Raw genomic sequence first — 26,324 nt, 5'->3', positions numbered from 1 at the left:
TTTCTACATCCAAATCACGATTGCAGCGTAAGCGAGAGATAACGCCATCAATCGATTAAAGGTCTTATTGTATTTGTGTATAAAGGCTTTGAAGACCGCCCCAAAAAGAACCCATGTCATAAACGCCAAAAAACCTATTAGCGTGATGGATATAATCCCCAAAGCAATCCCCGTATTTGAGTCATGGCTGGGCATGATAAAGGCTGGAATGACAGTCAACGTAAACAACACGACCTTTGGATTTAAAAACTGCATAAGAAAGCCTGATAGAAAGGTCGCCGTTTGGTTTAAAGCTGTCTTGGATGCATCCCGTTTATAAATTTGGTAAGCAAGGTAAAGCATATAGCCGCTTCCAATCATCTGCATCACTAAAATTATTTTCGGCAGAATCGCCATGAGGATCGTATTTAACAATGCTGAAATAACAAGCAATAAGGCAAAACCAATGGTTGCTCCAAACGTATAGTTCATTGCCTTCTTGGCACCTGCATGATGCACCGTGGATAAAATGACGATATTGGTAGGCCCGGGCGTAAATGTAGCTATCGTGCAATAAATCAAAAAAGATGTAACATCCATGAGAAAACTCCTTTCAAGCTCTTCTCACAGCCTACATCTTATTATGAAATGTCTATAGTACATTATTGCAGAAATTGTGAGGATTACGCTATGGTTCTATGTGGCAAAAACATCATGCCTTCCTTTAATTCGCACACAGAAGCCCCGATCTCAGGAGATCGGGGCTTCTGTGGTGTAGGTTGAAACGAGGAATCAAAGTCCTTCCTATCGATTAGGATTTTGGGACGTCTAGCGTGCAAGATCCATCTCTGCATATGGCATCCGCATCTTCGTCATTCACTTGGATGATGGCTGGATGCTTATCATCCCAAGCCTTGGTCAGCATTTCGAGAAATACCTCTGGCGATTGTGCGCCGGAAACGGCATACTTGCCGTTGATTAAATAGAAAGGAACCCCTTGAATGCCCAGTGCGCTTCCCCTCTGCTCTTCTTCTCGAACCGACTCTTTGAATGTGGAGGATTCCAGCATTTCTACTACCTTTGCCGCATCAAGCCCAACTTCGGCAGCTAGAGAAGACAAGTGATCACGGTCGCCAATGTTCTCGCCATCTGTGAAATAAGCCTTGAACAACCGTTCGGCCATCTGCTTGTCTTTGCCTTGTTTCGCAGCCAAATGCACGACCCGGTGCGCATCGAATGTGTTGGTTGGTACCGTCTTGTCAAAATGGAACGCTAAACCAGCGGCGGCAGCTTGCTCCGTGACACTAAGGGTTGCCTGCTTCGCCTTCTCCATACTCATCCCATAGCGGTCTGCCAGCATGCGGTATGTGCTTTTTCCCGAATGAGGATCTGCTCTGGGATCAAGCTCGAAGCTGTGAAATACCGTCTCAATTTTTTCTTTATGGGCAAAACGCTCTAAAGCGAGCTCAAACTTGCTTTTTCCTATATAGCAAAACGGACAAGCATAATCCGACCAAATCTCCACTTTCATGACCTGCACCTCCGGTATTTGTATAATCAGGCCGCCTTTTCTTGCTATCTACATTTAATGGCCAATCATCATTTGAACTTCTTCAGCGCCTTCCACTTTCGCGGGTTTCTTCAGAAATAAACCAAGCAGGCCTCCCACGATTGCAATGCCAAGCACAATTAAGAACGTATAGCCAAATGACGATGCATAGAGATCCACGTCTGGCTTCTGCTTGCCATCCGTAATCATCAGATTCAGCATCTTCGTCGTGGAAATGGTCATCAGAATAGCGATGGCAAATGACATCATCACCTGCTGCGCAGCATTTGTAAGCGAGGTTACGCGTCCCACCAAGTTTTGCGGTGCAGCTTGTATAAGGTGATTATTCAACGGCAGCAGGAACAATCCCATGCCTGCTCCTAGCAAGGCAAGCGGCAGGATGACCGCCCCAACTCCCGAGTCACCGGAAATATTGGACAGCAGCAAGGTAGCTACGCTCGTCAATGCCATTCCGGCGATGACAAGCGGCCGCACCCCGAATCGGTCAAATAATTTCCCTCCAATGGGCAAAAATAAAGCGGAGGTCAGCGCTTGTGGAAGCATAATCAATCCCGTCTCTAGAGGACTGTACCCATGCGCCTGCTGCAGAAACAACGGAACAAGGAACATGGTGCCAAACATCGCAATTTGGGCAATCCATTGCAGGATAATTCCGATCGTAAAATTGCTGGAACGGAAAATTCGCAGCTCTAACAGCGGGCTTTTGTGTCTTAACTCTACCAATACGAATAAAATCAAGGCTGCAATGCCTACGCCCATCCCAATGAGCGCTTCTGGATCCGTCCACGTAGATTGGCCTGAGATGGGATCGATTCCTCCGTGCGAAACCCCAAAAACAAGCGCGGCAAATGCGATCGGCCCAAGGATCATCCCAAGCAAATCCAACGAAGCAACCGCTTGGCGTTCAATGTTAGGAAGCTTTCGGATTCCGATCCAAATAGCCAATACGCCGATTGGCAAATTAATAAGAAAAATCCACTGCCAACTATGATACTCCACTAACCAGCCTGCTACTACAGGACCAAGTGCAGGTCCAAGCAAGATGGGAATGCCCAGCATCCCCATAACGGTTCCCACTTTGCCAGGCGGGGATAAACGATAGATGAACGCCATTGCAATAGGAACGACTACGCCTCCGCCTAACCCTTGAACAATTCGGAAAGCAATCAGTGTTTCTACGTTAATGGCTAAAGCGCAAAGCAATGAACCGATTGTAAATAGCGCTACGGAGATCAAGAATACTTTCTTGGCTCCGAATCGATCCGATAACCAGCCAGCCAGAGGAATTACGGCGGCCTGTGCAAGCGCATAGCCAATCACTGTCCATTGCACCAAGGACAAATTCAATAGCTCAAATTCTTCCTGAAGCTTGGGCAGGGCAACGTTAATGGCCGTACCATCTAAAATAACCATGAATATTCCAATAATAATGGCAACTAGGGGTCCGAGAATTGTGCGTATGGAAAATGGCGCTTCCGCTGCTGCGGGTATTGATTTATCAGTCATCTCTTTCCCTCCATTCTAATGATAAGCTTATTTTGTATAATGCTTTCTTCGAAGATTTAAACGATTGGGAACCAGCCCGGAAACTTTCCTAAATCCTTCATAAATCGATCAGGAATGGCCAACTCACGTTGGTCTGCTCTAGGCAGTGTTGTTCTAATCTCCGCTTCTTCGCCATTCGCAACCTTCTCGACCCATTGCGGCTCCATAACTAACGCATGGCCTAGGGAGAGTAATGGAACACCGGTATCCAGAGCAGCGACAACCTCTTGAGGGGAAGAAAGACCGCCAACCCCCATGACCGGAACGCGTGATCCTACAAGATTTTGAACTAGCGCAATTGTAGGCTCCGTATCTTGTTCTTCTCTAAAGGAGCCTTGCCAAAATTCCCTAAGGGAGACATGAAGGTAATCCAGGTTCTGTTCAGCAAGTACGTCAACGAATTGAAGCATATACGCTACGTCGTACCCCGTCTCTTCTTTTTCTTCTGGCGAGAATCGGTAACCGATCACGAAGGGGGTTTTGGCGTAAGCGGCAATCGCTTTTTTCACGCTGTTGATTACCGCAAGCGGGAATGCCATTCTTTTCTCAGGCGTGCCTCCCCATTGATCCGTTCTTCGATTGGAATGCGGGGAAAGGAACTGTTGTACAAGATAACCGTTCGCGCCATGGATCTCTATGCCATCAAATCCTGCCTCAATCGCCCTTCGCGTTGCCTCTCCGAAAGCTTCGATCATACGCTGAATTTCAGTCTCCGTCATTTCTCTAGGAATGGCAGCTCCATCCCGTTCGGCAGCAACTGCACTGGCGCTCAAGAGCTCTCCATCCTCCGAATGTTCAGGATCCCCAATTCTTCCTGCATGAAATAGCTGTAAAATAGCTTTCGCGCCATCTACTTTGATGGTTTCCGCTAATTTTTTCAAGCCCGGAATTTGGGTATCCTGATCTGCTCCAATTGCCGTTTTGAACACTTGCCCTCCTGGCAATACGTTAGCGCATGCCGTAATCACGGCTCCAACGCCGCCTGACCGCGCCCGGTAATAAGCCAGCTCCTCTGGTGTTACCTCCCCCTTTTCATTTGAGGAGGAATTCGTCATTGGGGCCATAAGCACCCTGTTTTTAAGCTCGACGCCAGATGGCAGCACAAAGGATTGGAAGATTGGTTGATATTGTTGTTTCATTTGGATTGGCCTCTTTTCATAAATGTTATTTTATATCTGTTCACCAATTACGGACCTATCGGTCCTTAATTGTCAAAAAAATTTTATGTCCATACCAGAAACAAACGGCTCCAGAAGATTAGAAGCTTAGCGGTAAGCTTTCTCCAAGGTTTGAAGGAATACTTCGACCGGTTGGGCGCCCGAGATCGCGTATTTACGGTCAATCACGAAAAATGGCACACCGCGTACGCCCATCTGCCCAGCCATCTGTTCGTCCTCTCGCACCTCTGATACAAATTCCTTGCTCTTCATCGCAGCAAGTGCTGCAGAGCGGTCCAATCCGATGTCATCCGCCATGCCGGCCAGCATCTCGTGATTGCCAAGATGTTTGCCTTCGGAAAAATACCCTTTGAACAAGCGCTCGGTCATTTCCACTTGTTTTCCAAATTGAGCGGCAAAGTGTGTCAGCCGGTGCGCATCAAACATATTCGTTTGAACCTGCTGTTCCCATTGATAATCAATGCCTACCGTACGGCCAAGCTCTGTCATTTTGCGTTTTTTCGCTTGCAGTTGCTCGGTCGTCATGCCTTGCTTCTCCAAGGCTTCATTTACGAAGCTTTGATCGATCTCAAGCGGCGCATCAGGATAGAGCTCAAAGCTGCGATATACAACTTCGATAGCATCACGGTGAGCGAATTGTTCCAATGCTCCTTCTAAATTACGTTTGCCAATATAACAAAACGGGCATGCGATATCAGACCACACTTCAACTTTCATCGTTTACCCTCCGATATAGCGTTATTTTTCCAAACCCAGTATCATTAGGATTTGGACCAAAAGGTCCGAAACTATCAAAAAAATATGGTTGCCTATCTCTTTATAATTAAACCAACTTACAGAAGCGCTTTTAAGACAATAGAAATCGCGTCAATAATACGCTGTTGATTGCTTTCTGCTTTGGCCATCACATGTAAACCGTGCAAGCTCACTACCAAAAAACGTGCCAACACGCGTTCATCATCCTTTGAAGTGATGGAACCTTGTTGCTTTCCTTTCCTAATCGCTTCAAAAAAAGCATCCTCTACCGTTTGAAAATCTTCTTCCACGAGCTCGCGAAATTTCTCGTCATGCGGAGCTAGCTCGATGGCTTCGTTGACGCTCAAACAGCCGGATAAGGCGACTTTGTCAGCAGCTCGGTCCACATTCGAGTTAAAAAAATCTGCGATGCCTTGATATTGATTTTCAACACTGGAGAGGTATTTATTTAAAATATCCATGCGGTTCTTATGGTACAGCCTGAAGGTTTGCAGAAAAAGCTCATGTTTGCTGCCAAAAGAATCATAAAAGCTGCTTTTGCTAAGGCCCGTTGCTTCAAGAAGCATTTTGAGCGAAGTCGCTTCATAGCCATGAATCCAAAAAACGTTCATCGCTTGATTCAATACCAAAGATTCATCAAAGACGCGTGGTCTAGCCAAATAGTATCACCTCTTTCGCATAAATTTAAGATATAAGTCCTTGGGAGATACTATACACCATTAAGGACCGACAAGTCCATAATTAAATATTGGTTTGTCCTTTTTACATAGAGCAGCGTCATTGGTGAAATCATAATTATGCCCTTCCTGTTAAAAGTTAATCTTACGGCATCCTTAAAAAAGGGAGAATGCCATGCTAGTCAATGACCATCTGACATTCTCCATTCAGCTTACCGATCGCTTATAACTGCTAATTTAGTTAAATCAAATTTTCATCAGCTGATTTTCTTTTTCTTGCAGCCATGCCTGCAGTCGAAGCATTTCTACCCCAGCTAACAATACAATGCCAATGCCGTGCGTATCGTTAAGCTGCGTATGCAGGTCGTACATATAATAATAGCTGGAGAAGGAATAACCCGAGCCTCGGCAGACGCCGTGTAAGTTTCCTTTTGCATCGATACTGTGCCGTGTTAGGCCTTCCCACGCGAGGTACGCGCTTTCCGTGTAGATTGACTCCTCTGTAAGCCAGCCGCTGCGCACGCCTCTGGCATAAGCATAGATAAACATAGCCGTACAGGATGTTTCCAAATAGGCATCCGTATCATCCATAACCTGGCGCCATAGCCCTTCCTCACTCTGATAGGCAAGGTAGCTGGCGCTTAATGTTTGAAACATGCCGAGAAGCTCTCCCCGTTTCGGGTGTTCGGCGGGCAGAACAGTCAACAGCTCCGACAGGGAAAATAGCACCCAGCCGTTTCCGCGTCCCCAAGGCACTTCGGTCGCCATATTCTGCTTAAAATCATAAACATGGGACATTAAACCGGTCTTGGGCATAAACAAATATTTTTTGTACAAGAGAAATTGATTAGCCGCATCGCTGATATAAGACTCCTCCCCCGTTAACTGATAATATCGGCAAAGGAAAGGCACCGCCATATACAAATCATCTGCCCATATCGTATGGGCGCCATGAGGATGCTCGCGGTAGAAGGCTCCGTCATGCAGCCTCTCTTGTACATGCGCCATATAGTGTCCGATTTCATGAGCAAACGGCTCTGCGCCAGGCAATTGGATATTCCCCTTGAAAGCCTCCAGCATCACGGAGCCAAAGGAACCACAATCGTCAAGGCTGTCGATATGAGCTATAGGGTGTAATATGCCTGGAGAACCATACTGCTGTTGGTCCCATTTCATATACGTGTACCAGGATGTACTCTGACCCACATGTGCGTTCACATACTGAACAAGGTCATCGCGTCCAAGCGTTCTTCCTGCTTCCAGCAGACCATACAGCGTAACGCCTAGTGGATAGTTCCATTTGCCGAATAACGGTGCTTCCATATAAGGCCGAACCCATGTGCCAGGTGCGTCCATTCTCCAATAGGTTCCCAGTACACCGTCTTCGTAAGGAAGATAAAGCTCAGTCAGCTGGTCAATCTTAGGAACATGGATTTCATCGAACGGACCTAAATACAGCCAGTTGCCAAAGCCACCATTAACCGCAAGGGGGCTTGATAAAGGCAAGATTCGATCATCGATCCAAACTGCTGCCTCTACTCCCCATTCACTCATCGCCTTTTGCTTGAGGATGAGGTTATGCTCGCCAAAAGTCAATGCAACAGGCACATCAAACTCGCCCGGCTGATCCGAATGGTAAACCTTCTGCCCATCGATAAATATAGTTACGCCGCTAGCGGTTAATCCCTTAATTCGGCAGCTGCCAGCAATGATCGGATGATGAAACCGCGTCCATGCGAAGCCCGTCCGCGCGGCTGCAGCACCGAACAAGCGCGTCATCGGCGATGCAGACAGCTCCGCTGCCTGCCACTCCAGCTTAGGGTGCCATTTCAGCTTGTCTCCCCTCTCGGATTGGCCAGCTCTTGGCAGTTGATCCATAGGCAATGGCTGCTGAAGCGGCTCGCTGTACAGCCAGCCTTCCTGCCCGTCCCGCTCATTCGAGGAAATAACCGAATGGTAAATGACCCATTTCGTATTGGACGTACCGAATGCACCGCCAAACCCTGCGAGGGTTTTAGTGAATTTCAGGACTACATCATTCCAGCCATGGCCGAGCACGGCACGGCATCCCTTTGTTAGCCTCTCATTCTCTTCATGCGGCAACGATCGAAAGACGCTAATGCCATTTACGAAAATCTCCATCGGGCAAAATGCAGTTACGGACCAATTCAGCTCCATATCTGCAGCGTCACTCCATACTTTCCCCCATGCATAACTATGCTGTCCTGTCCGCGCATTAGGGAAACGTTCATCCAGGTTGAAGCGGTATCGAAAATCTTCCGCACGCTGAATGCCCTCACGATTAAAAGCACGGTAAACGTAAGGCTCTGCCGGATGCTCCGCAACGTAACGATTAGAGAGTGCCAGCAGCGCCGGCTCAATATTCGCTCCTGTTTTTTCAAATCTGCTGTCATGCCTCCGCAGTATTGTCATCATATACTTCCTCTCCTGCTAAGTAAGAAAAAAGCGTTCCCTCCCCGCAAGGGTGGAACGCCTGCGCCCCGCCTCATGATCAGCGTCCATGCGAATGCTTCCTATAATGCTCCGGCGTCATGCCTGACACCTGCTTGAATACCTTCGTGAAATGCGAGGCATGCTTGAAGCCTACGCTGTAGCAGGTCTCCGTTACGGATATTTGCCTTTGCTCCAGAAAAAGCACCTTCGCTTGATTCACGCGGCGGTTATACAAATACTTCATAATGGTAATGCCCGTCTGTTCCTTAAACAGCTTGCTCATATAAAACTTATTTAAATGCAGCTTGTCCTGCAGCAAATCCAGCGAGATCTCCTCCATATAAAACCTTTCAATATAAGAGATGACGCTCTGCACATGACGCTCCGGCTCAGAGCATTGTTTCTCTGATACGATGAATGGACTGCACAGATCATAAACCCAGTACAGCAGGTCCATCATGCCCAGCTGAAACCGGCTGCGGCCGACAAAATCGCCACGCGCACCATGCCTCTGCATGGCAGCTAACATTCGCTCAGTCTCGGAGCGCTGCACTCGATTCAGCCGCACCCGGCAATGCTGAAGCTCATAGAAAGGCCGGAGCACCTCGGGCCAAGGCACTTCTTCCGCTTGCCCTTCCACCATCGATTGAATGATCCGGGGTTCGAAATGAAGCACCGTCCGGACATAAGGAGCAAGCGCGCTCCTATCCGGCCGATGCAAAGTCATGCCTTGCATCATCAACAGATCTCCGGGCTGCAGCTCATATCGATGGTTGCCTACCCAATAGTCTGACTTGCCGCTATGGAAATAAAAGAGCTCGCAATTGCTGTGGGAATGGGAGGCATCGTCCGCATCCGGAGCCGATTTCCGGTATTGCCAATCGATCAGATCCTGCCGGTTGCTTACATCCATCCCCATCCCCCTTTTACTTCAAGCAATTTTAAACTAAACCCACCAATGATTTTCTTCATCTGACAACGGGAGACGATCTCCGCCGGTCCACTCATAGGTTTCGTCGCCATCTGCTGTCCTCCATCTTGCTGGACAGTGGTTGAACATCCAATCCAGGGGCTCCGCCACTTTCTGGGGCAAAGCCGCTGCTGCAAATGCAGCTTTAAGCGCAGCGACTTGCTCGGCGTTCAAATCGTTAGGGTCCGCCGAAACGAACAACGGCGTTCCGCTCTTGGCCAGCAAATCCAGCCACTGCTTATTCAGCTCCCAAGGCATGTACGGCGTAATGCCCACACAATCGGCGTCGTGGCTGAAGAAGGCGCCATGCTGCGGCATCCGGAAAGCAAGCGTGTTGATGCCCATTCTTCTTGTACGCTCCCATGAACGGCCACTCGTATCATCGCCGGTTCTCTGGATTTCAAACTTCCCTGCCGCCAAATGGCCGATCGTATTGCAGCCTATAATTAAGCTGTCCTTCGATGCAGCCGCTATAGTTCCATACAAAGCCGCAATAATTTCCGCACTTGTTCTTGTACGATCAGCGAAGGTGTATGGAAGCTTATTTATGCGGCTTTTCATGTCCATGCCCCACCCGCCAAAGAGGTCGTACGTCGTAAAGTCATGCTTAATCAGCTCATAGCCCCATTCATTCATCCGGCCGATAAACTCAGCTACGTAGTCCAGCACCTCAGGCACGCTCGGATCGAGGAAATGCCCTTCCTTCGTATAGCGAATCCAATGCTCCGGCACATTCTCATGCGTCAGTAGCGGCCGAAGCCATATGCCGGGCCTAACTCCCTCTTGCTTCATTTGAGCGGCCAACCCGGCCATATCCGGAAAATCGCGGTTGCCAATCCATGGTCCGCCGTTCCCCGTAACGCCAGCACCTTGCTGCCAGCAATCATCAATGACCATAAAGGGACGATTCGTTTGTTCTCCCGCAAGCATCGAAATAAATCGCGAGTCCTCCAAAATGCGTGCAGCGGTGCTTTTGCCATAAGCATAATACCAATTGTTGCCGCCATATACAGGAAACTTGGGCATTAACGGCCGCTCACATAATTGCTGGCAAAACTGCTGCGCAGCTTCAAACGGCGACTCCGTATCCGTTCCCCTTCGCTCTGTCAGGACAGCCATCTCGAGCCGGCGCGCACCTAATTGAACGCCAAGATTCCCGCAGCTCACATCAAGAGTCAGCGTTACGCCGCTCGAATCCACCTGCCAATAACACATTGCGCCCGGTCCGGTCTTGACACCAAAGCCATTCGTAGCTGATCCATCTTTCATAAGGACATACCAAGGAAGCACCCGCTCCGGCTGAAGCCCTATCCAACCTAGGTCACCGTAGCCCCGTTCCCAGTGGTCGTTTAGCAGCGTAACCGGCGTCTGAATTGGACTATTCCAGCGAATGCGAACCGTCTTGACTGCTTCATCGCTCGCTTCAAGCGACAGTTTCAATTCCGGGTGAGTGTCGTCCGGCTGCGCATAGATGACAGCCGATCTGCCGCTCCATTCATTTAGACTGGACCGCTCCAGCCTCTCCCAGCTTTCGGTTTCCATAAACACGGCTGCAGGCTGGTCGAAAATCGTAAATTTCATGTCAGATCTCCTTCTTTAGAGCTTGCCATCGCGCAGCAGTCGGCTAATTAAATCTCCAAACAAGCTGTTTGCCCATGCAAACCACGGTCGCGTAAATTGCTCAGGGTCATTCACGTCAACCCCTTCGTGCATAAAGCCTGTCCCCGCATCCGTGGAAAGCAGCATCTCCACCAATAATTCCACTTCTGCATCATTCGTGCTCGTCAGTGCCTGCATGGTCAAGCTGATTGGCCATACATAATTGGGAGGCGTATGCGGACTGCCGATGCCCGCTGCATACGTGCCGTTATAGTAATAAGGATTATCCTTACTCAAGACAAATTTGCGCGTATTCAGATAAATCGGATCATCCTTGGCTGCATAGCCCAAATAAGGAATCGATAATAGGCTAGGAACATTCGCATCGTCCATCAGGTTGTGATTTCCAAATCCGTCCGTCTCATACGCATACATCTTCCCATACACCGGATGTTCAACGATCCCGTACGTCTGAATGCCATGATCAATTTCCCCTCTCAAATCCTCGGCCATTCTCGCCAGATCAGCATCGCCAAACACCTCATCAGCGATTTCCTTCACATACCCTAGCACAACGACGGCAAACATATTCGCCGGAATCAAATAGCCGAACGTGCAAGCGTCATCGCTTGGGCGGAAACCGCTCCAGGTCATCCCTGTATAATTGACCGGCGTTCCAAGCCCGTTATTCACTAGCGTATCCGTCTTCGGACCATCCACTCGCTCAAAACGGTAACTGGACGCTTCGCCATGCCGCTGCTCGGTTCGCATTAACCGGAGAATGGCACGCACAGCCGCTTCAAAACTATAATCGAACGCCTTCGTGCTGCCAGTCGCTTTCCAATACAAATAACTGAGCTCAATCGGATAACATAGGGAATCCAGCTCATATTTGCGCTCCCAAACCCACGGGCTAAGCTCGGTCTTGTCCTTATGCCCCTGCGTCCTGCCATCCTTGTCATTGAAAGCATTCGCATAAGGGTCCATGAGGATGCTTTGCATTTGCCGTGCAATCAGCCCTTCGATAATACGCTGAAGCTCAGCGTCTTCCTTCGATAGGCTTAGGTAATGCTTAACCTGCGCGCTGGAGTCTCTGAGCCACATCGCCGGTATGTCGCCTGTAATAACAAAGGTTGTGCCATCGTCAAGCAGCTTGGTCGTCGTGCTGAGCGTGTTCGGATAGCATTGCTTAAACATGGCTAGAAGCTTGGGGCGATGCCCCAGCTTTTCTTCAGCCTCGGTTAGCCAGCTGTGTACCGATTGCGGTAGCTTCAATTCAATAAACTCCTCTCTATTTCAAGCTGGCCTCCGTATCGGCAGCGAGCTTCTGTATCGTTTCAAATGCCTTCTCTGGCGTCATTTTGTTAAATATCACGCTTTGAATCGTATTGTTCATGTCCCGCCCAAAATCATTATAGCCCGGCGGCTGCGCCGTAAACGGCTGAGCGTTCTTCGCGATTTTCTCTAGCATCTGCTGGCCAAGCTTATCCGCATCAGTCAGATCCGGCTCAATGGCAGCCATGACTTCATCGGATACCGGAGTACCCCGCTCCGTCTTCAAAATTTTCCCGGCTTCCGGATCGTTGAGCAGCCACAGGACAAACTTCTTGGATTCTTCGGCCTGCTTCGTACCCGCGCTGATCGACCAGTAAAAGGTTGGCTTAAGCCAGCCACCTGCTTCCTTGCCAGAAGGGAAAGCCGTCACGCCAAGCTTGCCTGGCAATAGGCTGTCATAGGCAGCAATCTGCGAGGAATGGGTTCCTTTCATGAGCACCGAGCCTTTCACAAGAGAATCAAACTGCGTGTCTAGCTCCACGTCTGAAATGGTTTGCTCAGCCGGTGCAACGAGCTTGTTTTTGCGGCTCTCGCTCCAAATGCCGGACCATTCCATCCAGGTGTCCTTATCCATATTCAATTTGTTGTCGACATAGAAAGGGCCTTTGCCTTGGGCATGCTGATAAGCTCGGTATTCAAGCTCACCTGCGGAGAAGTCCCTTGAGAGATAGACGCCGTCCGGCAATTTCGAGCGCGCGTCACGGGCCATCGCAAAGAAATCATCCCAGCTCCAGCCTTCCTTCGGCTCCTCAATCCCATATTGCGCGAAGAGTGCTTTGTTATATACAAGGCCATAACTGTTTCTTCCTGCCGGAAGCGCCACCTGCTTGCCTTCTATCGCTCCTGTTTCAAGCAACTTGGCATCGAGCTTGGACAAATCTGCGCCGCTCCAATCCAGCAGCTGGCTGCGTGTAGCATAATCGCCTAGATAAGAGGCGTCCATTTGGAAGATATCTGGCATATTCCGAGCGGCAGACAGCGTTGCAAGCTTGTCCCAATAGCCGTCCCAGCCCGAATATTCCGATACAATCTTCACGTTCGGGTTCTGCTCCTCGTACAGCTTGATTGCTTTGAGCGTTGCGTCGTGACGAGTTTGCGAACCCCACCACATGACTCTTAATTTGATATCCTGATTTTCTCCTGCTCCTGTGGCTTCCCCGGCGGCATTCTCATTTTTCCCGCCGCAAGCCGCCAGCGAAACCGCCAAAGCCGCTGCCAATACGACCGTCAGCCATCTTTTCGTTTTCATCTTTTAAGCCCCTCCTTAGATGTTTGAATGGATACAATCGAATGGTAACATAGCGCTATTGGGCTGGATACGAGGGGGATGTCCGATTATTTTCACTATTTGACGAAAATGCGGAATTATACGTTTCAAACAGCTGCGTCGGGTTCATTCCCGTATGTTTTTTAAATAAAGTGCTGAAATAAGGGACGTTCTTGTATCCCACTCGGTCCGCTACCTCATAGATTAGAAGCTTGCCTTCTACAATGAGCGCCTTCGCCTTTTCCATCCGTACCTTGGTTAAATAAGTATTGAACGTGTCGTCGGTCGTTTTTTTGAAAATATGGCTCAAATAGCTGCGCGACATGCCGATCTCGTTCGCGATATCCGTTAACGTCAGCTCTTTTTCATAGTTCTCATGCACGTATTTGATGATAAATTCGACAGCTTGTAGATGCTTTACATTCGTATTGGCATGAAATTGCGTCCCGATCTGCTGCAGCTGGCCGATCAGCCATAGCTCCATTTCTTTGACCGTGTTCATCGATTCGATCGCCGCATAAGCCTCATCGTTGGTTTGAAGCTGCTCTTGGGCGATGCCTGCCTGCGATAAAGCATGTGCGATAATCCCCCACAGCTCGGTACAAAAGTGGCGAAAATAAGCAGTCGGTATGTTGTTCATGCCGTCCTGCTGAATGATGAATCGCTGAATGATGGCAATCGCTTGTTCAATTTGAGCATGCGAGACTGCCTCCGACAGCTCCTGATACATTTTGAACGGATAGATGCCTTGCTTGAGCTGCTGGTAAGGCTGGTATTCCTCCTTGGCAAACGACTCCGGGAGCATATACACCTTATGTTCCGTGCTTAAGCGACGGTTTTTGAAATAAATCGCGTTAAAGGCTTCCTCCGTAGAGGTAGCGATCTCACGCCATTCTTGCTTGACGCCGCCAATGCCCACGATGATTTCGATTTTCAAGAAAGAATAGACGGCATGAGCGATACGCTCGGCAAGGTTAACAGCCTTGGATTCCGCTATTTCCCCGGCAATATCGCCGTTTGCATGCAGCAGCAGCGCGCAATGATGGCTGTACAGCTCGACAAGTTCCGATTCCGGCCAGCTCTCGGCAGCGAGCTCCTCAATAATATTGCTCAGCGCAAAATAAAATAAATTATGGTCAACGATCGAGAGCTTGCTTATTCGCTCCGTCCTTACCATCTCAAAAACAAGGACAAGATGCCCCTTGTGCGGCCAAGCGCTAAACTTTCGATTCATCTCTTCAATACCGCCAAAATCGGCATCGCGGCTGCCTGTCACAACATAATTCATCCACTTTCTTTGGACATAGGGCTCATAAACCGTCAGCTTTTCCTTTAATTTCTCGTTCTGCTGCTGTTCATTCATGAGCATCTCCAGGTCTGCGATCGATTTGGACAATACCTCCTTCATCGTCGTTAACGAGATCGGCTTATTCAAATAATCATCCACCTGGAGACGAAGCGCCTGTCTGGCATATTCAAAATCTGAATAACCTGACAGCACAATGATTTTTCCTGCGAATTGCTGCTCGCGAAGCTGTTCGATCATGGCTAGCCCATTCATAACCGGCATGTAAATATCCGTAATCACGATATCCGGTTGCTCCGCCAAAATGAGCGCCAAGCCGGCTTCGCCGTTTTGCGCGTCGCCGACCACCTCTATGCCAAGCTCCTCCCAAATTGCGATTCCGCGCATAATCTGGATGATCTTTTGCTCATCTTCAATAATAACTGCTCTCCACATGCTCATTCCTCCTAGGACGATTAAAAGAATTAACGATAGTAGCTGGTTCGATCCCGCTTGGGAATGAGGACCGTAACTGCCGCGCCTTCCCCAGGCTCGCTTGCCACTTGAATGCCATAGGGGACCCCAAACAATGCCTCAATGCGTTCCTCTACGTTCCGGATACCGTAACCGCCGATCGTCTTCTGATGCTGCGGCCAATGGTCTTGCTTAGGCTGAAATCCGTTTCCATTATCTTGAACAACAAACGCGATTCCTTCTTTATGCTCGACTACCCGAATATGCACAGCTCCGCTTTCGCGTCCGTGAAAACCGTGCATGACTGCATTTTCGACGATCGGCTGAAGCAGCACCTTAGGCATGGCATAGGATTCGAGCTCTGGAGGCACCTCGATAGCCACATCGAGCTTGAAGGGCTCCATCCGAATTTGCTGAATCTGCAGGTAGCTTCCTATGTAAGCAAGCTCCTCCCTTACCGTTACGATCGTATCGCCGTTCGACAAGCCGATTCGGAACATTTTGCCCACCAGCTCCAAGACTTCGCTGATTTTCGGCTGATTCGCCTCTATGGCCATCCAATTGATTTGATCCAGCGTATTGTACAAGAAATGAGGATTAATCATCGCTTGAAGCGCTTTGACGTCCAATTCCTTCTGCTTGATAAATTGCAGCTCCTGATGAGCATACAGCTCGGTCACCCGTTCGGTTAAAGCATCATAGCCGCGGAACAAGATGCCGAACTCATTCGTGTAATCGCGCGGCATTTCTGATTTCAGGCGATCGACCGAAAAACGGTCCATTCCCTGTTTCAATGTCATAATCGGCTTCATAAACTGCCGGGAAAAGAGAAATGTGAAGCCATAGGCGATTAGGATAGCTGCAACACCAATCGCTCCCAGCATCAAAGCGATTCTGGAGCTATCTTCGGAAATCCCCTTCATCGGCGTGAATTGAATGACCTGCCACTGGGCATTTCGATCCCCCGACTCGGTGACAAAATAACGTTCGCCCCGTTCAACCTTCCTCCCGTTTAAATCACTCGGTTTCGTATAGTAAGCCTGGAGCATGTCCTGCAGCCATGACCTGTCTTCCTCCATGAAGCCTGCATTCGTAATCATCTGCTGGCCGTTGCCCATCAGCACGCGCTTGATGCCGCGGCTCTGGTTGCTTTCATTAAGCAGCGAATCCACCACCGCCTGCGGCTTCACGCCAAGGACTAACACGCCGATAAACTGATTGGTGTCGGAATAAATCTTTTGCGCAAAGCTGATCACTTGCTTATTCTGATCCGAAGCCGCAACCTCCCGTTCACCGATCCATGCATAATCGCTTTGATTGACGAGCGCATACCACGGCTCCTGCGGCAAATCGCCCATCTCCTCGAAGGCGGCCGGCAATCCGACTGATGGCAGCGGATCGTGCATATATACATGGACGGAGCTAAGCACATCATTCCAGCTGTACACAATATTGGACAAATAATACCCTAACTCTTGCTGCGCCAATTTGCGACTGTACATATCGGCTTGCTTGTTTTTCAAATAACTTAGTAGCGCTTCATTTCTGGTAATCGACAATGCCACCTGCTCCACGGATGTCATCTTCGCATCGATCCGCTTGCCAACCTCGTCCAGCAGCTCCTGCTGATAGACGGATACCTGCTTGGACATATAAGCAGTGGTAACTTGGTAGCTTACGCCCATAAGCAGAATAAGAAACAGAACCAAAAAGCTGCCGAACGTAAGCATATACAAGCTGCTCATGCGGTACGTTTTGAATGGATTTCGTAACATAAAAAAAATGACCTCCCGCGCCGGCCCAACCGGCCATAAGCATAGCTTTAACAAGATGACAAAATGGACAAAAGAAATCGCTTTTTCTGGTCCGTAGCCTCCTGACGTTAATACATCATCGAGCATACGGAAAAAAGCGACTCTCTGTCCATTGCACTTTTAAATCGAATCTATATAGTATTACCCCTTTAGCCCAGTCGTGGCAATGCCTTCAATAAATTGCTTCTGTGCCAAAAAGAACACAATAACCGAAGGAATGATGGAGAGCAGCGACATGGACAGCATTTGTCCCCATTCCACCGTCGACTGCGAATCCATAAATAAACGGAGGGCCAGTCCTACCGTGAATTTCTCCACACTGTTGATATACAGCAGCTGTTGGAAAAAATCGTCCCATGTCCATAGAAAGGAATAAATGGCTACGGTGACAAGCGCCGGCTTAACCAGCGGCATGATGATCCGGTAATAAATGCCGAACGTCGTACAGCCGTCGATTTTGGCCGATTCATCAAGCTCCCGCGGAATGCTGCGAATGAATTGGACGAGCAAGAAGACGAAGAAGCCGCCTCCCCCGAAGAAATGGGGCACAATAATCGGCAAATACGTATTGATCCAATCCAAATTAAAAAACATCACATACTGCGGAATCACAATCACCTGCGAAGGGATCATCATCGTCAGCATCAGTAGGGCAAACCAAAGCTTGCTGTACTTAAACGATATTCTGGCGAAGCCAAAGGCGACCAAGCTCGCAGAAGCAACGGAGCCCGCCACGCTGAACAGCTCAATAATAAAGGTGTTCGTAAAGAAACGGGTAAACGAATAATCCGGAATTGCCGTCCAGCCCTTCACATAATTGCTCCACTGCGGATCGTTCGGGAAGATACCCGGCAGGCTCATTTCCGCATTGGTTTTCAGCGAGGCGCCCAGCCACCATACGATAGGATAAATCATAACCACGCAAACAAGGATTAGAATAATATGCGTTGGGAGATTCCGATTTTTCATCCGCTTCAAGCTCGACATGTTCATTTGCCCCCTTCGCTCTCATAGAAGACCCAATACTTCGAAATGGCAAAGTTAAGCGCGGTAGCCGCTGCGATGATAAGCAGAAGAACCCAGGCAAGGGCAGAAGCGTAGCCCATTTGGAAAGCGCCAAATGCCTTCTCGTATAAATAGAGCGCGTACATATACGTCGATTTTAACGGGCCGCCTTTTGTAATAATAAAAGCCTGCGTAAACATTTGGAACGAGCCAATGAGTCCAAGAATCAGATTAAACAAAATGACCGGCGAGAGCATCGTAAGCGTCACACTGAAAAACTGTCTAACCTTGCTTGCCCCGTCCACGGCGGATGCTTCATATAATTCCTTTGGTATTTGTTTCAATCCTGCCAGAAAAATAATCATTGCCGAACCGAACTGCCATGCCTGTAGCAGAACGAGCGTGCTAAGCGCGGTATCCGGATTCGTCACCAGACTCATATTTTCAATGCCAATCAAGGCAAGCAGCTTGCTGATGAAGCCTTCTGCTCCAAATATATTTTTCCATAACACGGCAACTGCGATGCTTCCTCCGATAAGGGAAGGCAAATACATGATGGTGCGGTAGAAAGACATCCCTTTGATCTGCTTATTGAGTACGATTGCTACGAGCAAAGCAAACAGCAGCTTGAGGGGAACGGCGAAAATGACATACGTGAACGTAATCCCCAGCGATTTTGCAAAATTGGGATCGGCCGTAAACATTCTCGTGTAATTGTCTGTCCCTACCCAGCTCCCTGCCTCCAGTAGCGAATAATCGGTAAACGAAAAATACAATGATTGCAGTGCCGGATATAGCGTTAACAAAAAAAAGCCGAACAAAAACGGGGATATAAATAAATATCCCGTTATATTCGCATAAGACTTCATGGCTGCACCTCTTTCTCACGTTTTGTCTGACCAACCTCGGTTATTGCCATTATAGAGGTTGGCCAACATCGTTGAAATGAGAGAGACGTGCGATTTCTTTCAATTTTGGATGAATTAAAAAAGCGGAGTGAACAGTTAATTCCATGGGGATCTGCTTAGGGGGCATTGTGCGGTCGGTCCGTCCGTTGTACGATGATGACAAAGTCTCACAATCAATCGATCGTATAAATAACCCAATCTCCCTGATCGTTTTGTCCAATAGCGTACATCATTTTAACATCTTCTATCGTCTGGGCAGTCGTATCTAAACGTTGTCCGAGCACAGTAATATGCAAATGGTCGTTTTTCGGATTCGGAATTATGCTTTCAATTTCTGTAAACCGATAATGGAATTGCTCTCCGTAATAATACTTCATAGCTTCGGCCAGATTTTCAGTCACAAAGCCGGCTTTATAATTGTTATGGCTATGCTCAACCAATGCTACGAGATTATTTTTAAGTGCAGTAAGCACTGGCATCTGCCTGTCAGCCAACTGATCTTCGTAAGCTTTCAAATCGATGAACATGCCCGATTCAAACTGTGAGATATCCTCCTGCTCAGATGTGTTTACGCCAATAGTAGTTTCATTTACTCGTGTACTCCCCTCTGCTGCGCATGCAGACAGGAGGATGAAGCTTGCCAATAGGATGGAAGCCGCGGTCACTTTAAGCATGATATCATTCCTTTATTTAACAGATAATAATAAGACGGCATTGCTTGTAGGAAAGTTGCGACTGGTTAATGGTATCAAAGCTTAGCAAGTGCTTGTATCTGCTCATTTATATTTATACTGCTTAATCCTCCGTGGTAACAGACAACCGCTGCAAGTTCAAGAGCTGTGAATTTTTTCAGAGATTGGCGTGCCGCTTGCATATCTATTGTGGTTGGAGCATGAACGCCACCCAACTTCCCATCTACACTGTACATCGAATCCCCGGCAATGAGAATCTTGCTTCGCTCTAAATAAAGGCTGATGTGTCCGAGAGTATGCCCAGGAGTGTGAATGACGCGAATCCCGCCGCAAACCGGAAGCACCTGCCCGTCGATCAAAGTTTCATCTACCTTACCCTTCGGTGGATTCTCCATGTGAGCGTCTTTTATGAGCGGCATCTCCCCTTGAATATAAGGCTTATCCAGTTCGTGAGCATATACGTTAACGCGTTGGCTGGGCAACTTCAAGATTTCCGGAAGGCACCCGATATGATCCATATCCTGATGCGTCAAAATCACGGCATGTAGTTTGTTGATCGACACTCCAGCTTGTTGTATGGCGACACGCAAATCTTCCATTTGCCCTGGAAATCCTGTGTCAATTAATACGGCCGTTTCATCATCCCACAAAAGCGTTGGGTGAATCCTATTCCCATGAAAATCCAGTTGAAGCATCGCTACTCCCTTAGCTATTTCCATAAATTCAAACCTCCCTATCGTAAAATCATACTTGCGTTCTTCTTATGTATCCAATAGATAAGAAATAATTTCTTCATTAATCCGAATTAGAAATAGACAAGTCCGTTTCCATATGCGGTTTTGAGAAATTCCCATCAAATACATTCGTCGTAGAAAAATAATACATCCCGCTGTTCGTATTCGTTAACTCCATCGCCAATGCCTCATGGAACCTAAGCTGTCGATCAAATTCCCCTCTCAAACATATAGAAAACGATTCATAGCTAACAAAAGATACGCAACGCTTAAAATTAAGCATTCCCTTCACAGGTTAGAATTTTGAAGCGTCCACGACTTTGGTCTTGTTCCGCCACCTGCTGCAGTCCGTTCTAAATCGCTAAGTTCTCCGGTACAATATAGCCAAACCTTTTGGAGGAGCGATTGGCAATGAATTACGAACAGAAAGTGTACGATGAAATCGTCGATTGGGAGCATAGTTTTTTTAAGCCACCCGGATGGTTGGAGAGAACATCAAAGTCGATAGGTAAGCGAATTAACGACTTAATTCCGCCCAAGATGCACGACGTCATTACGACCACCATAAAGTCAATTGTGCTTACAGCGCTGTTCGGATCAGAATATACGCCTAAGAGACCGGTACAACAAACCCTTTCACTAGAAATCGCCGATCAAGAAGCCAAACGGTTGTTTTCCTTATACCAAAAAATCGCAACCGCCGAAGGCGCAGGGACTGGAGCGGGAGGCATCGTGCTTAATATCGTGGACTTCCCTGCGCTCATCGCGATCAAGATGAAATTTTTATTCGAACTGGCTCATGTCTACGGCTTCGACACGAAGCATTTTTCCGAGCGTGTTTTCATCCTTAAGGTGTTTCAAATGGCGTTCTCTGGACCAAAGCAGCGTGCCGCACTGTTGAACGTCATTAAGCAGTGGGATACGGAGAAGGAGCAGTGGGCTTCGAATACCGAGTATTCCAAGAGCATGGACTGGGAGACGTTCCAGAAGGAATACAGGGATGCAATCGACTTTCGGAAAATGCTGCAGATGGTACCGGGGATTGGGGCAGTGGCAGGCGCTTGGGCAAATTACACCATTCTCGAGGAGCTTCGCGAATCGGCAATGAACGCTTATCGGTTGCGAAGATTGAACAATGGTTAATTAAGGAGCACGGAGACTTTGGGTAAAAGACTTAAAACGCTACTGACAAGCCGTTGCCAGTAGCGTTTTGTTATTGTTGAAAGCGGTAGTGGTTGTAATTTTTTTTCAGGAGGAATAAATCATGAGTACAACAAAAGAAACGGTTTTGGTTAGAGGTGTAAGTGGACTTTTAGGCTATGAAGCGGTTCAGTGGCTGCTGGAGCATTATGATGGCCCCATGGAGTAGCGCAAGCATTAGCTTCCTTGGATACTGCATTAGCAGAAGGCGAATATTCACAAACACCCTCAATTATCAAACCAAAAGACCATCCGGACATTCTCAGGCTCGCCTATTTCACTTAAACGCGGGATAAATTCATTAACAAATGGGATAACCAGCGCTTCAAGAGAAAACATTTCGTTATTGTCATCCTCCATTTTTTGCATCCAATCATATTCGAGGAGTTCTTTTAGAGTTAACCAACTTCTTGTATGTGCGTCCTCGTTTTCTATGTCGCTTTGATTTTTCACTTCTGGGCTTGCATTGTCAGGAAGTCCCTTTGGTAACGATATGGGATGGATATTATATCTATTTCTCACATCTGCTAGTATCGCAAATAATAGATAATTTCTATCTTCCCATAAATGTTTTTGAACGCCTACTCCCCCTAAGTAAGGGGTATATAGCCATTCATCTACACTAATCCATTCAGTCTGATCTTTATTTATTCTCTGCTCGATATATACATGAATATCGGTCCCCATCTAATCCACTGCCTTTCTTCAATTCCTTTTATTTCTTTTATTAATTCGATGATTTCACCCCGTTATGCCTCGGTTAAACATTAACATATGTGTTAGGCTGCTCTTCAACCAAATGATGAATTACTATCATTCACACCTTTTAGGTCACCATAAAGATTTACGATCTCTCGCAATCCTTCAAGCGTCTCTAAATAAAAGCTTTGATTACTTTCAATTTCAAACTTAAGCTCATTATCCAGACTTTCAAATTCCTTGTAAGCACCCTGTATGAAAACCTGCCCTCGATTTCTGAATTTAATCTCAAATTCAAGATTAGTTTCTGAAGAACAAAATTTGGCTACTCCTTCTAAATCCTTGTAACACTGGACTAGTTGATTATAGAACAAGTAAATTTCTCCAGTTGAAAACCATAATTCTCCCATTACAAAATAGCTTCCACTTTTTATCTCTACGGTTCCTTTAACATCGTAACCACCAAAATGGCTTGTCGTTTTCGGAAAACCAAATAATTCATCTAAAGTAATTTGTAAATAACACCCAAGTTTTCCTCGAATAACGAAGCCTTTCACATAAATCAACTCTTTTCGTAGTAGATGTAACTACTGCTCCATATTAATTTCATAATTTTATCTAAGAAAACGCCCCGTTAGCTTTTAAGCGATATTGTTTCAGCATGGCTAATAAACTCATTTCCCCCTCCATTTTCTATGTATTTGTTAGCTCAATTAATCATCCTATTCTCCAAACTCCCACACTAAATATTAAATAAATATTACCATTGGCTGCACTAAACAGGAATCATTATTTGTAATGCATCCCGATTGGCTTAATAAATAAAACGGGAGCAGCTACCGTAGCAAGCTCTCCCATGTTTCAACATACTTTCCCCCCGTTAACCTAATAGCAAAGGGTTAAAGTCTTCATATCAAGATCATTTTAATTCATGGGAAAAATCGTACCAAAGAACTCAACCGATTTTATTTCTTTATCATTGATAATGGGGGTAAATGGTTTTACGATCGTTATCGTGTTAGTGATTAGATCTCCTGAGGTCATCCCCTTAAACACAGCCGTTGTTTCCGAAGTTCCATCTTTATAATGAATGGTGATCGGATAACTGTCCTCATACTCATTTAATCCTATTTCTCGCGAGGAGAGGTTTGCCGCCTCAGAAATTTCTTTGGTATACGGACTTTCTATTTTTATGGTTACGGAAATCGGCGAGATGGAGATGGATGATAATGATCCTTCGTAGTTATACAATTCTATACCCTGATTTATCGGATACGTGGTTGAAATATCCTTATAATCCAAATTGAAATTCATTTTCCATGAGCCAGAATTAATTTTTTTATATACATCGGGATAAAAATCTGCCGCCTCTAAATTACTAACCAGCAATGTAACAGGACTTCCTGCGATGTCTTTAGTCGACGTAAGATAGCTCATCATTAGACTAATTTTATTATCAATTGGATTGTCGTCGTCCAATAAGTCAAAACCGATGGAACCGCTATATGAACTACGTTTATCAAAACTTAAGTATGACTCAAAACGATAGCGTTTTGCATCCAGAACGATACCTTCCGGTGCGGTGAAATCCATTAAGATATAAATCAAATGACTATCACCGATAATTTGTTTGACTTCAAGGGTTCCATTCTCGTTTGCCGCTTGCTTGTTCACCGCATGAGCGCCGTTTTCCAAATAGAGTTTTTGCTCGCTATCCGCTGGGTTTAGAAAGTTCAAAAACTTCAAATCCAGCCCCATATAGCTGGCTGCAAAAGCAGTTGTCGTCAACAAACAGATCATGACCGCTGCTGCCAGCATCGCAGATTTTACATTCCTCCAGGTCAACGGTCTTCTTTTCTCTATTGTTTCGGATTCAATCTTTAACTTCAAATCATGCCATAATTTGTCCTTATGTTCCTGATTTGGTTTGATGGTTTCAAATGCTTCCTTGAATCGGTTTTCCATCCCTATATTTCCCTCCCAATTCAATCTTCAGGCGTGAACGTCCTTTTGATAATTGTGTTTGCAATGTGCTCTCTTTTCGATCCAATAGTTTTGCTATTTCTTTTACAGAATAATCCTCAACATAATAAAGGTATAAAACCGTTCTATATTTTTCGGGAAGCCTAAGCAATTTCTCCAGGATATCTCTCTGCTGCTCATCGTGATCCCAGTATGTTTTTTCCGGCAAGGCGTCTATATCAACCCGGCGCGATCTCCACCAGCTTTTTAATACGTCTTTACACGTGTTTTTGGTCGTCACAATAAGCCATGCTTTTTCATGCTCACGTTCATAAAAAGTTTTGTTGTGCTTGAATAGCTTCAAAAATACCGATTGAACTGCATCATCGGCATCAGCCGTATTTTTCAAAAGGACGAAACACAATCTGTAAACCATATCCATATTCCGCTCGTAAACTTCTGCAAACTTACTATCCGTGCGCGTTAAATCATGATTGTCCATGTATTCACCTCCTACATATAACACGAACGAAATTTTGAAAATATCTTATACAAATGAAATTTTTATATTTATTGAAATAAAGGCAATCTACGACCATGCCACACCATTAAGCAAAGAACCTCCGATTGCTCGGAGGGTTAGAGAACTACTCTTTTAATTTTGCTTGTAAATAATACTTTACATGATTGTGTACTTGTTCTCCATGTACTTCTATGTGATGGCCTATGATCAATTTATTTCTTATCTCCATAAACGATTAAATCCTATGCTAGGTTTCAAGTTTCAATTGAGGCAACATTTTCTGAGGGATTACGTTTATAATGAGGTAAAGTGAATATATGGAAAATAGAGGAGGTTCATCCATGCAAAGAAAATTAATGCTTCGAACAATACTTTTAGCTTCTGCCTTGCTCATTTCCATTCAAATCGGACAAACTGTCGATCAGATTGGAATTAGTCAGGTGTATGCCGAGAAACCGGTTATATCTTTCGGTATAGGGAACCCAGGAATTCAGACACCATTTGTCCAGCCAACTTGGTCCGACACAGTTGATAATTGGGATAAATATTATCTTACTGCTAACTCTACAATGACGGGCGAGGGTAAGATTTTCACGTTAAGAGATAAGAAATTGATCGCCCTGAACGCTCACACAGGAAAAACGATTTGGACATTTAAAGATGATGTATATCCTATGTTTATCTATCAGGAAGGGAATGTTTATGGGACTTTAAGTGACGGGAGCCTCTATGCCCTTTCTGCTTCAAACGAAAAAAAGCTTTGGCAGTCAAGCATCAGGATTGAAAATCTGAATTATATCAAAGTTTTCGGAGAAACGTTGTATGCCCTGATAAATAATTATACCATCGCAATCGATGTGAAGACCGGAAAGCAGCTATGGATGAACACCGCTCCCCAGGCAACGTATTACACCAGCTTAGGAATCATGGATGCAGGAGACGTTCTATTTCAAACTATCTCCATAAATGAAGAAACAAATACCACTCAGCAACTGAATGCCATCGACAAGAAAACGGGAAAAAAGCTGTGGGGAATGATTAACCATGACTTCCCGATCAAGATCGAAGCTGGGCTGGCGTACTTCGTTAAAGAAAATAATCAATCAGAGGAGGTTAATGATACCGAGCGCAGCATTACAATTTCCGTCATTAACGTGAAAACAGGCGAACTAAAAGGCAGTCGTGTTTACAACTGGGATGTCATTGCAGGTTCGAGAGATGAATATAGAACTCATATACCATTCTACTTGGATGGAAATGATTTTTATATCCATCAGAATGGCAGTATAGCAAGGTATGATTTTAAAAATTATAAACCGGAAGGCAAACCTCTACAGACCTATAGTGAGCCTACCTATGATCTTAATTCATACCCTCTTCAGAAAGTTCACCGCGGTCGGATATTATTCGGTAATTGGCAGAATGGGATGCTATTCAGTATAAAAACGGTAAACGGACAACAGATGAACTGGACTGGGGATAACCCGTCAGCTAAGACGGTGGTCTATGGGAAAGGTGTCTATCTTGCACAAACCGATGGCATCCTGCACGCGATCGATTTTGATTCAGGCAAACCGCTCTTCCGAGTAAAAACAGGCGCGCGTCAATATGATCATCTACATAAAGAAGATGGATACCTCATCATACAGACGCCCGGCAAATTAATTGGAGTCAAATTACCTTCTTCTTTAAAATAAT

The 26,324-nt window shown here is 46.4% G+C and carries 23 protein-coding genes; 2 read left to right on the top strand and 21 right to left on the bottom strand.

Going from position 1 to position 26,324, the window contains the following annotated elements; all coding sequences use genetic code 11:
• Positions 1 to 3: 3 nt before the first annotated feature.
• The 17 genes from FJQ58_RS24795 to FJQ58_RS24715 form a co-directional block, all read right to left on the bottom strand.
• A complete protein-coding gene (locus FJQ58_RS24795) occupies positions 4 to 579 on the bottom strand; it encodes a LysE family translocator (protein ID WP_139997468.1) in 576 nt (191 codons plus the stop codon).
• Between the two features lie 211 nt (positions 580 to 790).
• A complete protein-coding gene (locus FJQ58_RS24790; protein WP_139997467.1) occupies positions 791 to 1,510 on the bottom strand; it encodes a DsbA family oxidoreductase in 720 nt (239 codons plus the stop codon).
• A 54-nt stretch (positions 1,511 to 1,564) separates the two neighbouring features.
• A complete protein-coding gene (locus tag FJQ58_RS24785; protein WP_139997466.1) occupies positions 1,565 to 3,055 on the bottom strand; it encodes a DHA2 family efflux MFS transporter permease subunit in 1,491 nt (496 codons plus the stop codon).
• A 56-nt stretch (positions 3,056 to 3,111) separates the two neighbouring features.
• Positions 3,112 to 4,233 carry an NADH-dependent flavin oxidoreductase gene (locus tag FJQ58_RS24780; protein WP_139997465.1) on the bottom strand — a complete coding sequence of 374 codons (1,122 nt, stop codon included), beginning with the start codon at positions 4,231 to 4,233 and terminating at the stop codon, positions 3,112 to 3,114.
• A gap of 126 nt (positions 4,234 to 4,359) precedes the next feature.
• Positions 4,360 to 4,989: a DsbA family oxidoreductase gene (locus FJQ58_RS24775; RefSeq protein ID WP_139997464.1), complete on the bottom strand. Its 630-nt coding sequence runs from the start codon at positions 4,987 to 4,989 to the stop codon at positions 4,360 to 4,362.
• A 116-nt stretch (positions 4,990 to 5,105) separates the two neighbouring features.
• The gene (locus FJQ58_RS24770) at positions 5,106 to 5,687 is read right to left on the bottom strand and encodes a TetR/AcrR family transcriptional regulator (RefSeq protein WP_139997463.1); all 582 of its coding nucleotides are present in this window, start codon (positions 5,685 to 5,687) and stop codon (positions 5,106 to 5,108) included.
• Positions 5,688 to 5,951: 264 nt separating this feature from the next.
• The gene (locus FJQ58_RS24765; RefSeq protein WP_139997462.1) at positions 5,952 to 8,141 is read right to left on the bottom strand and encodes a glycoside hydrolase family 88/105 protein; all 2,190 of its coding nucleotides are present in this window, start codon (positions 8,139 to 8,141) and stop codon (positions 5,952 to 5,954) included.
• A 76-nt stretch (positions 8,142 to 8,217) separates the two neighbouring features.
• Positions 8,218 to 9,072: an AraC family transcriptional regulator gene (locus tag FJQ58_RS24760; RefSeq protein ID WP_162341761.1), complete on the bottom strand. Its 855-nt coding sequence runs from the start codon at positions 9,070 to 9,072 to the stop codon at positions 8,218 to 8,220.
• 33 nt (positions 9,073 to 9,105) lie between these two features.
• A complete protein-coding gene (locus tag FJQ58_RS24755; RefSeq protein ID WP_139997460.1) occupies positions 9,106 to 10,710 on the bottom strand; it encodes an alpha-amylase family protein in 1,605 nt (534 codons plus the stop codon).
• A gap of 15 nt (positions 10,711 to 10,725) precedes the next feature.
• On the bottom strand, positions 10,726 to 12,009 hold the full coding sequence (locus FJQ58_RS24750; protein ID WP_238404435.1) for a glycoside hydrolase family 125 protein: 1,284 nt from the start codon (positions 12,007 to 12,009) through the stop codon (positions 10,726 to 10,728).
• Positions 12,010 to 12,019: 10 nt separating this feature from the next.
• Positions 12,020 to 13,312, bottom strand: coding sequence for an ABC transporter substrate-binding protein (locus FJQ58_RS24745; RefSeq protein ID WP_139997459.1), 1,293 nt, complete (start codon positions 13,310 to 13,312; stop codon positions 12,020 to 12,022).
• 55 nt (positions 13,313 to 13,367) lie between these two features.
• Complete coding sequence (locus tag FJQ58_RS24740; protein ID WP_162341759.1) at positions 13,368 to 15,071, bottom strand: response regulator transcription factor; 1,704 nt, start codon at positions 15,069 to 15,071, stop codon at positions 13,368 to 13,370.
• A gap of 29 nt (positions 15,072 to 15,100) precedes the next feature.
• A complete protein-coding gene (locus FJQ58_RS24735; protein ID WP_162341757.1) occupies positions 15,101 to 16,864 on the bottom strand; it encodes a sensor histidine kinase in 1,764 nt (587 codons plus the stop codon).
• 180 nt (positions 16,865 to 17,044) lie between these two features.
• On the bottom strand, positions 17,045 to 17,890 hold the full coding sequence (locus FJQ58_RS24730; protein ID WP_420799864.1) for a carbohydrate ABC transporter permease: 846 nt from the start codon (positions 17,888 to 17,890) through the stop codon (positions 17,045 to 17,047).
• A 2-nt stretch (positions 17,891 to 17,892) separates the two neighbouring features.
• Positions 17,893 to 18,777, bottom strand: a complete 885-nt coding sequence (locus FJQ58_RS24725; protein WP_139997455.1) for a carbohydrate ABC transporter permease — start codon at positions 18,775 to 18,777, stop codon at positions 17,893 to 17,895.
• Positions 18,778 to 18,989: 212 nt separating this feature from the next.
• Positions 18,990 to 19,490: a hypothetical protein gene (locus FJQ58_RS24720; protein WP_139997454.1), complete on the bottom strand. Its 501-nt coding sequence runs from the start codon at positions 19,488 to 19,490 to the stop codon at positions 18,990 to 18,992.
• 74 nt (positions 19,491 to 19,564) lie between these two features.
• Positions 19,565 to 20,227: an MBL fold metallo-hydrolase gene (locus FJQ58_RS24715; RefSeq protein WP_139997453.1), complete on the bottom strand. Its 663-nt coding sequence runs from the start codon at positions 20,225 to 20,227 to the stop codon at positions 19,565 to 19,567.
• A 426-nt stretch (positions 20,228 to 20,653) separates the two neighbouring features.
• Here FJQ58_RS24715 and FJQ58_RS24710 point away from each other — a divergent pair, with 426 nt between their 5' ends.
• Positions 20,654 to 21,385, top strand: coding sequence for an EcsC family protein (locus FJQ58_RS24710; RefSeq protein WP_139997452.1), 732 nt, complete (start codon positions 20,654 to 20,656; stop codon positions 21,383 to 21,385).
• Between the two features lie 285 nt (positions 21,386 to 21,670).
• On the opposite strand, the gene FJQ58_RS24705 is transcribed toward FJQ58_RS24710, so the two are convergent.
• The 4 genes from FJQ58_RS24705 to FJQ58_RS24690 form a co-directional block, all read right to left on the bottom strand.
• On the bottom strand, positions 21,671 to 22,129 hold the full coding sequence (locus FJQ58_RS24705) for a hypothetical protein (protein WP_139997451.1): 459 nt from the start codon (positions 22,127 to 22,129) through the stop codon (positions 21,671 to 21,673).
• A gap of 104 nt (positions 22,130 to 22,233) precedes the next feature.
• Positions 22,234 to 22,698, bottom strand: coding sequence for a WapI family immunity protein (locus FJQ58_RS24700; RefSeq protein WP_139997450.1), 465 nt, complete (start codon positions 22,696 to 22,698; stop codon positions 22,234 to 22,236).
• A 367-nt stretch (positions 22,699 to 23,065) separates the two neighbouring features.
• Positions 23,066 to 24,106, bottom strand: coding sequence for a DUF4179 domain-containing protein (locus FJQ58_RS24695; RefSeq protein WP_139997449.1), 1,041 nt, complete (start codon positions 24,104 to 24,106; stop codon positions 23,066 to 23,068).
• The gene (locus tag FJQ58_RS24690; protein WP_139997448.1) at positions 24,078 to 24,605 is read right to left on the bottom strand and encodes an RNA polymerase sigma factor; all 528 of its coding nucleotides are present in this window, start codon (positions 24,603 to 24,605) and stop codon (positions 24,078 to 24,080) included. The genes FJQ58_RS24695 and FJQ58_RS24690 overlap by 29 nt, the downstream gene beginning before the upstream one ends.
• Positions 24,606 to 24,967: 362 nt before the next feature.
• Here FJQ58_RS24690 and FJQ58_RS24685 point away from each other — a divergent pair, with 362 nt between their 5' ends.
• Entirely contained in the window at positions 24,968 to 26,323 is a 1,356-nt protein-coding gene (locus tag FJQ58_RS24685) for an outer membrane protein assembly factor BamB family protein (RefSeq protein ID WP_162341755.1), read from the top strand.
• Position 26,324: the final 1 nt, after the last annotated feature.

It is taken from the genome of Paenibacillus paridis, assembly GCF_006345825.1.
Lineage (GTDB): Bacteria > Bacillota > Bacilli > Paenibacillales > Paenibacillaceae > Pristimantibacillus > Pristimantibacillus paridis.
This window is presented reverse-complemented; position numbering and strand designations above follow the sequence as displayed.

Coding starts and splice junctions, on each gene's coding strand:
- FJQ58_RS24745 (WP_139997459.1), bottom strand. CDS start 13,312: ATGAAAACGAAAAGATGGCTGACGGTCGTATTGGCAGCGGCTTTGGCG.
- FJQ58_RS24765 (WP_139997462.1), bottom strand. CDS start 8,141: ATGATGACAATACTGCGGAGGCATGACAGCAGATTTGAAAAAACAGGA.
- FJQ58_RS24790 (WP_139997467.1), bottom strand. CDS start 1,510: ATGAAAGTGGAGATTTGGTCGGATTATGCTTGTCCGTTTTGCTATATA.
- FJQ58_RS24685 (WP_162341755.1), top strand. CDS start 24,968: ATGCAAAGAAAATTAATGCTTCGAACAATACTTTTAGCTTCTGCCTTG.
- FJQ58_RS24775 (WP_139997464.1), bottom strand. CDS start 4,989: ATGAAAGTTGAAGTGTGGTCTGATATCGCATGCCCGTTTTGTTATATT.
- FJQ58_RS24760 (WP_162341761.1), bottom strand. CDS start 9,072: ATGGATGTAAGCAACCGGCAGGATCTGATCGATTGGCAATACCGGAAA.
- FJQ58_RS24720 (WP_139997454.1), bottom strand. CDS start 19,490: ATGCTTAAAGTGACCGCGGCTTCCATCCTATTGGCAAGCTTCATCCTC.
- FJQ58_RS24780 (WP_139997465.1), bottom strand. CDS start 4,233: ATGAAACAACAATATCAACCAATCTTCCAATCCTTTGTGCTGCCATCT.
- FJQ58_RS24735 (WP_162341757.1), bottom strand. CDS start 16,864: ATGTTACGAAATCCATTCAAAACGTACCGCATGAGCAGCTTGTATATG.
- FJQ58_RS24795 (WP_139997468.1), bottom strand. CDS start 579: ATGGATGTTACATCTTTTTTGATTTATTGCACGATAGCTACATTTACG.
- FJQ58_RS24705 (WP_139997451.1), bottom strand. CDS start 22,129: ATGGGGACCGATATTCATGTATATATCGAGCAGAGAATAAATAAAGAT.
- FJQ58_RS24730 (WP_420799864.1), bottom strand. CDS start 17,890: ATGTCGAGCTTGAAGCGGATGAAAAATCGGAATCTCCCAACGCATATT.
- FJQ58_RS24740 (WP_162341759.1), bottom strand. CDS start 15,071: ATGTGGAGAGCAGTTATTATTGAAGATGAGCAAAAGATCATCCAGATT.
- FJQ58_RS24715 (WP_139997453.1), bottom strand. CDS start 20,227: ATGGAAATAGCTAAGGGAGTAGCGATGCTTCAACTGGATTTTCATGGG.
- FJQ58_RS24690 (WP_139997448.1), bottom strand. CDS start 24,605: ATGGACAATCATGATTTAACGCGCACGGATAGTAAGTTTGCAGAAGTT.
- FJQ58_RS24710 (WP_139997452.1), top strand. CDS start 20,654: ATGAATTACGAACAGAAAGTGTACGATGAAATCGTCGATTGGGAGCAT.
- FJQ58_RS24755 (WP_139997460.1), bottom strand. CDS start 10,710: ATGAAATTTACGATTTTCGACCAGCCTGCAGCCGTGTTTATGGAAACC.
- FJQ58_RS24785 (WP_139997466.1), bottom strand. CDS start 3,055: ATGACTGATAAATCAATACCCGCAGCAGCGGAAGCGCCATTTTCCATA.
- FJQ58_RS24695 (WP_139997449.1), bottom strand. CDS start 24,106: ATGGAAAACCGATTCAAGGAAGCATTTGAAACCATCAAACCAAATCAG.
- FJQ58_RS24725 (WP_139997455.1), bottom strand. CDS start 18,777: ATGAAGTCTTATGCGAATATAACGGGATATTTATTTATATCCCCGTTT.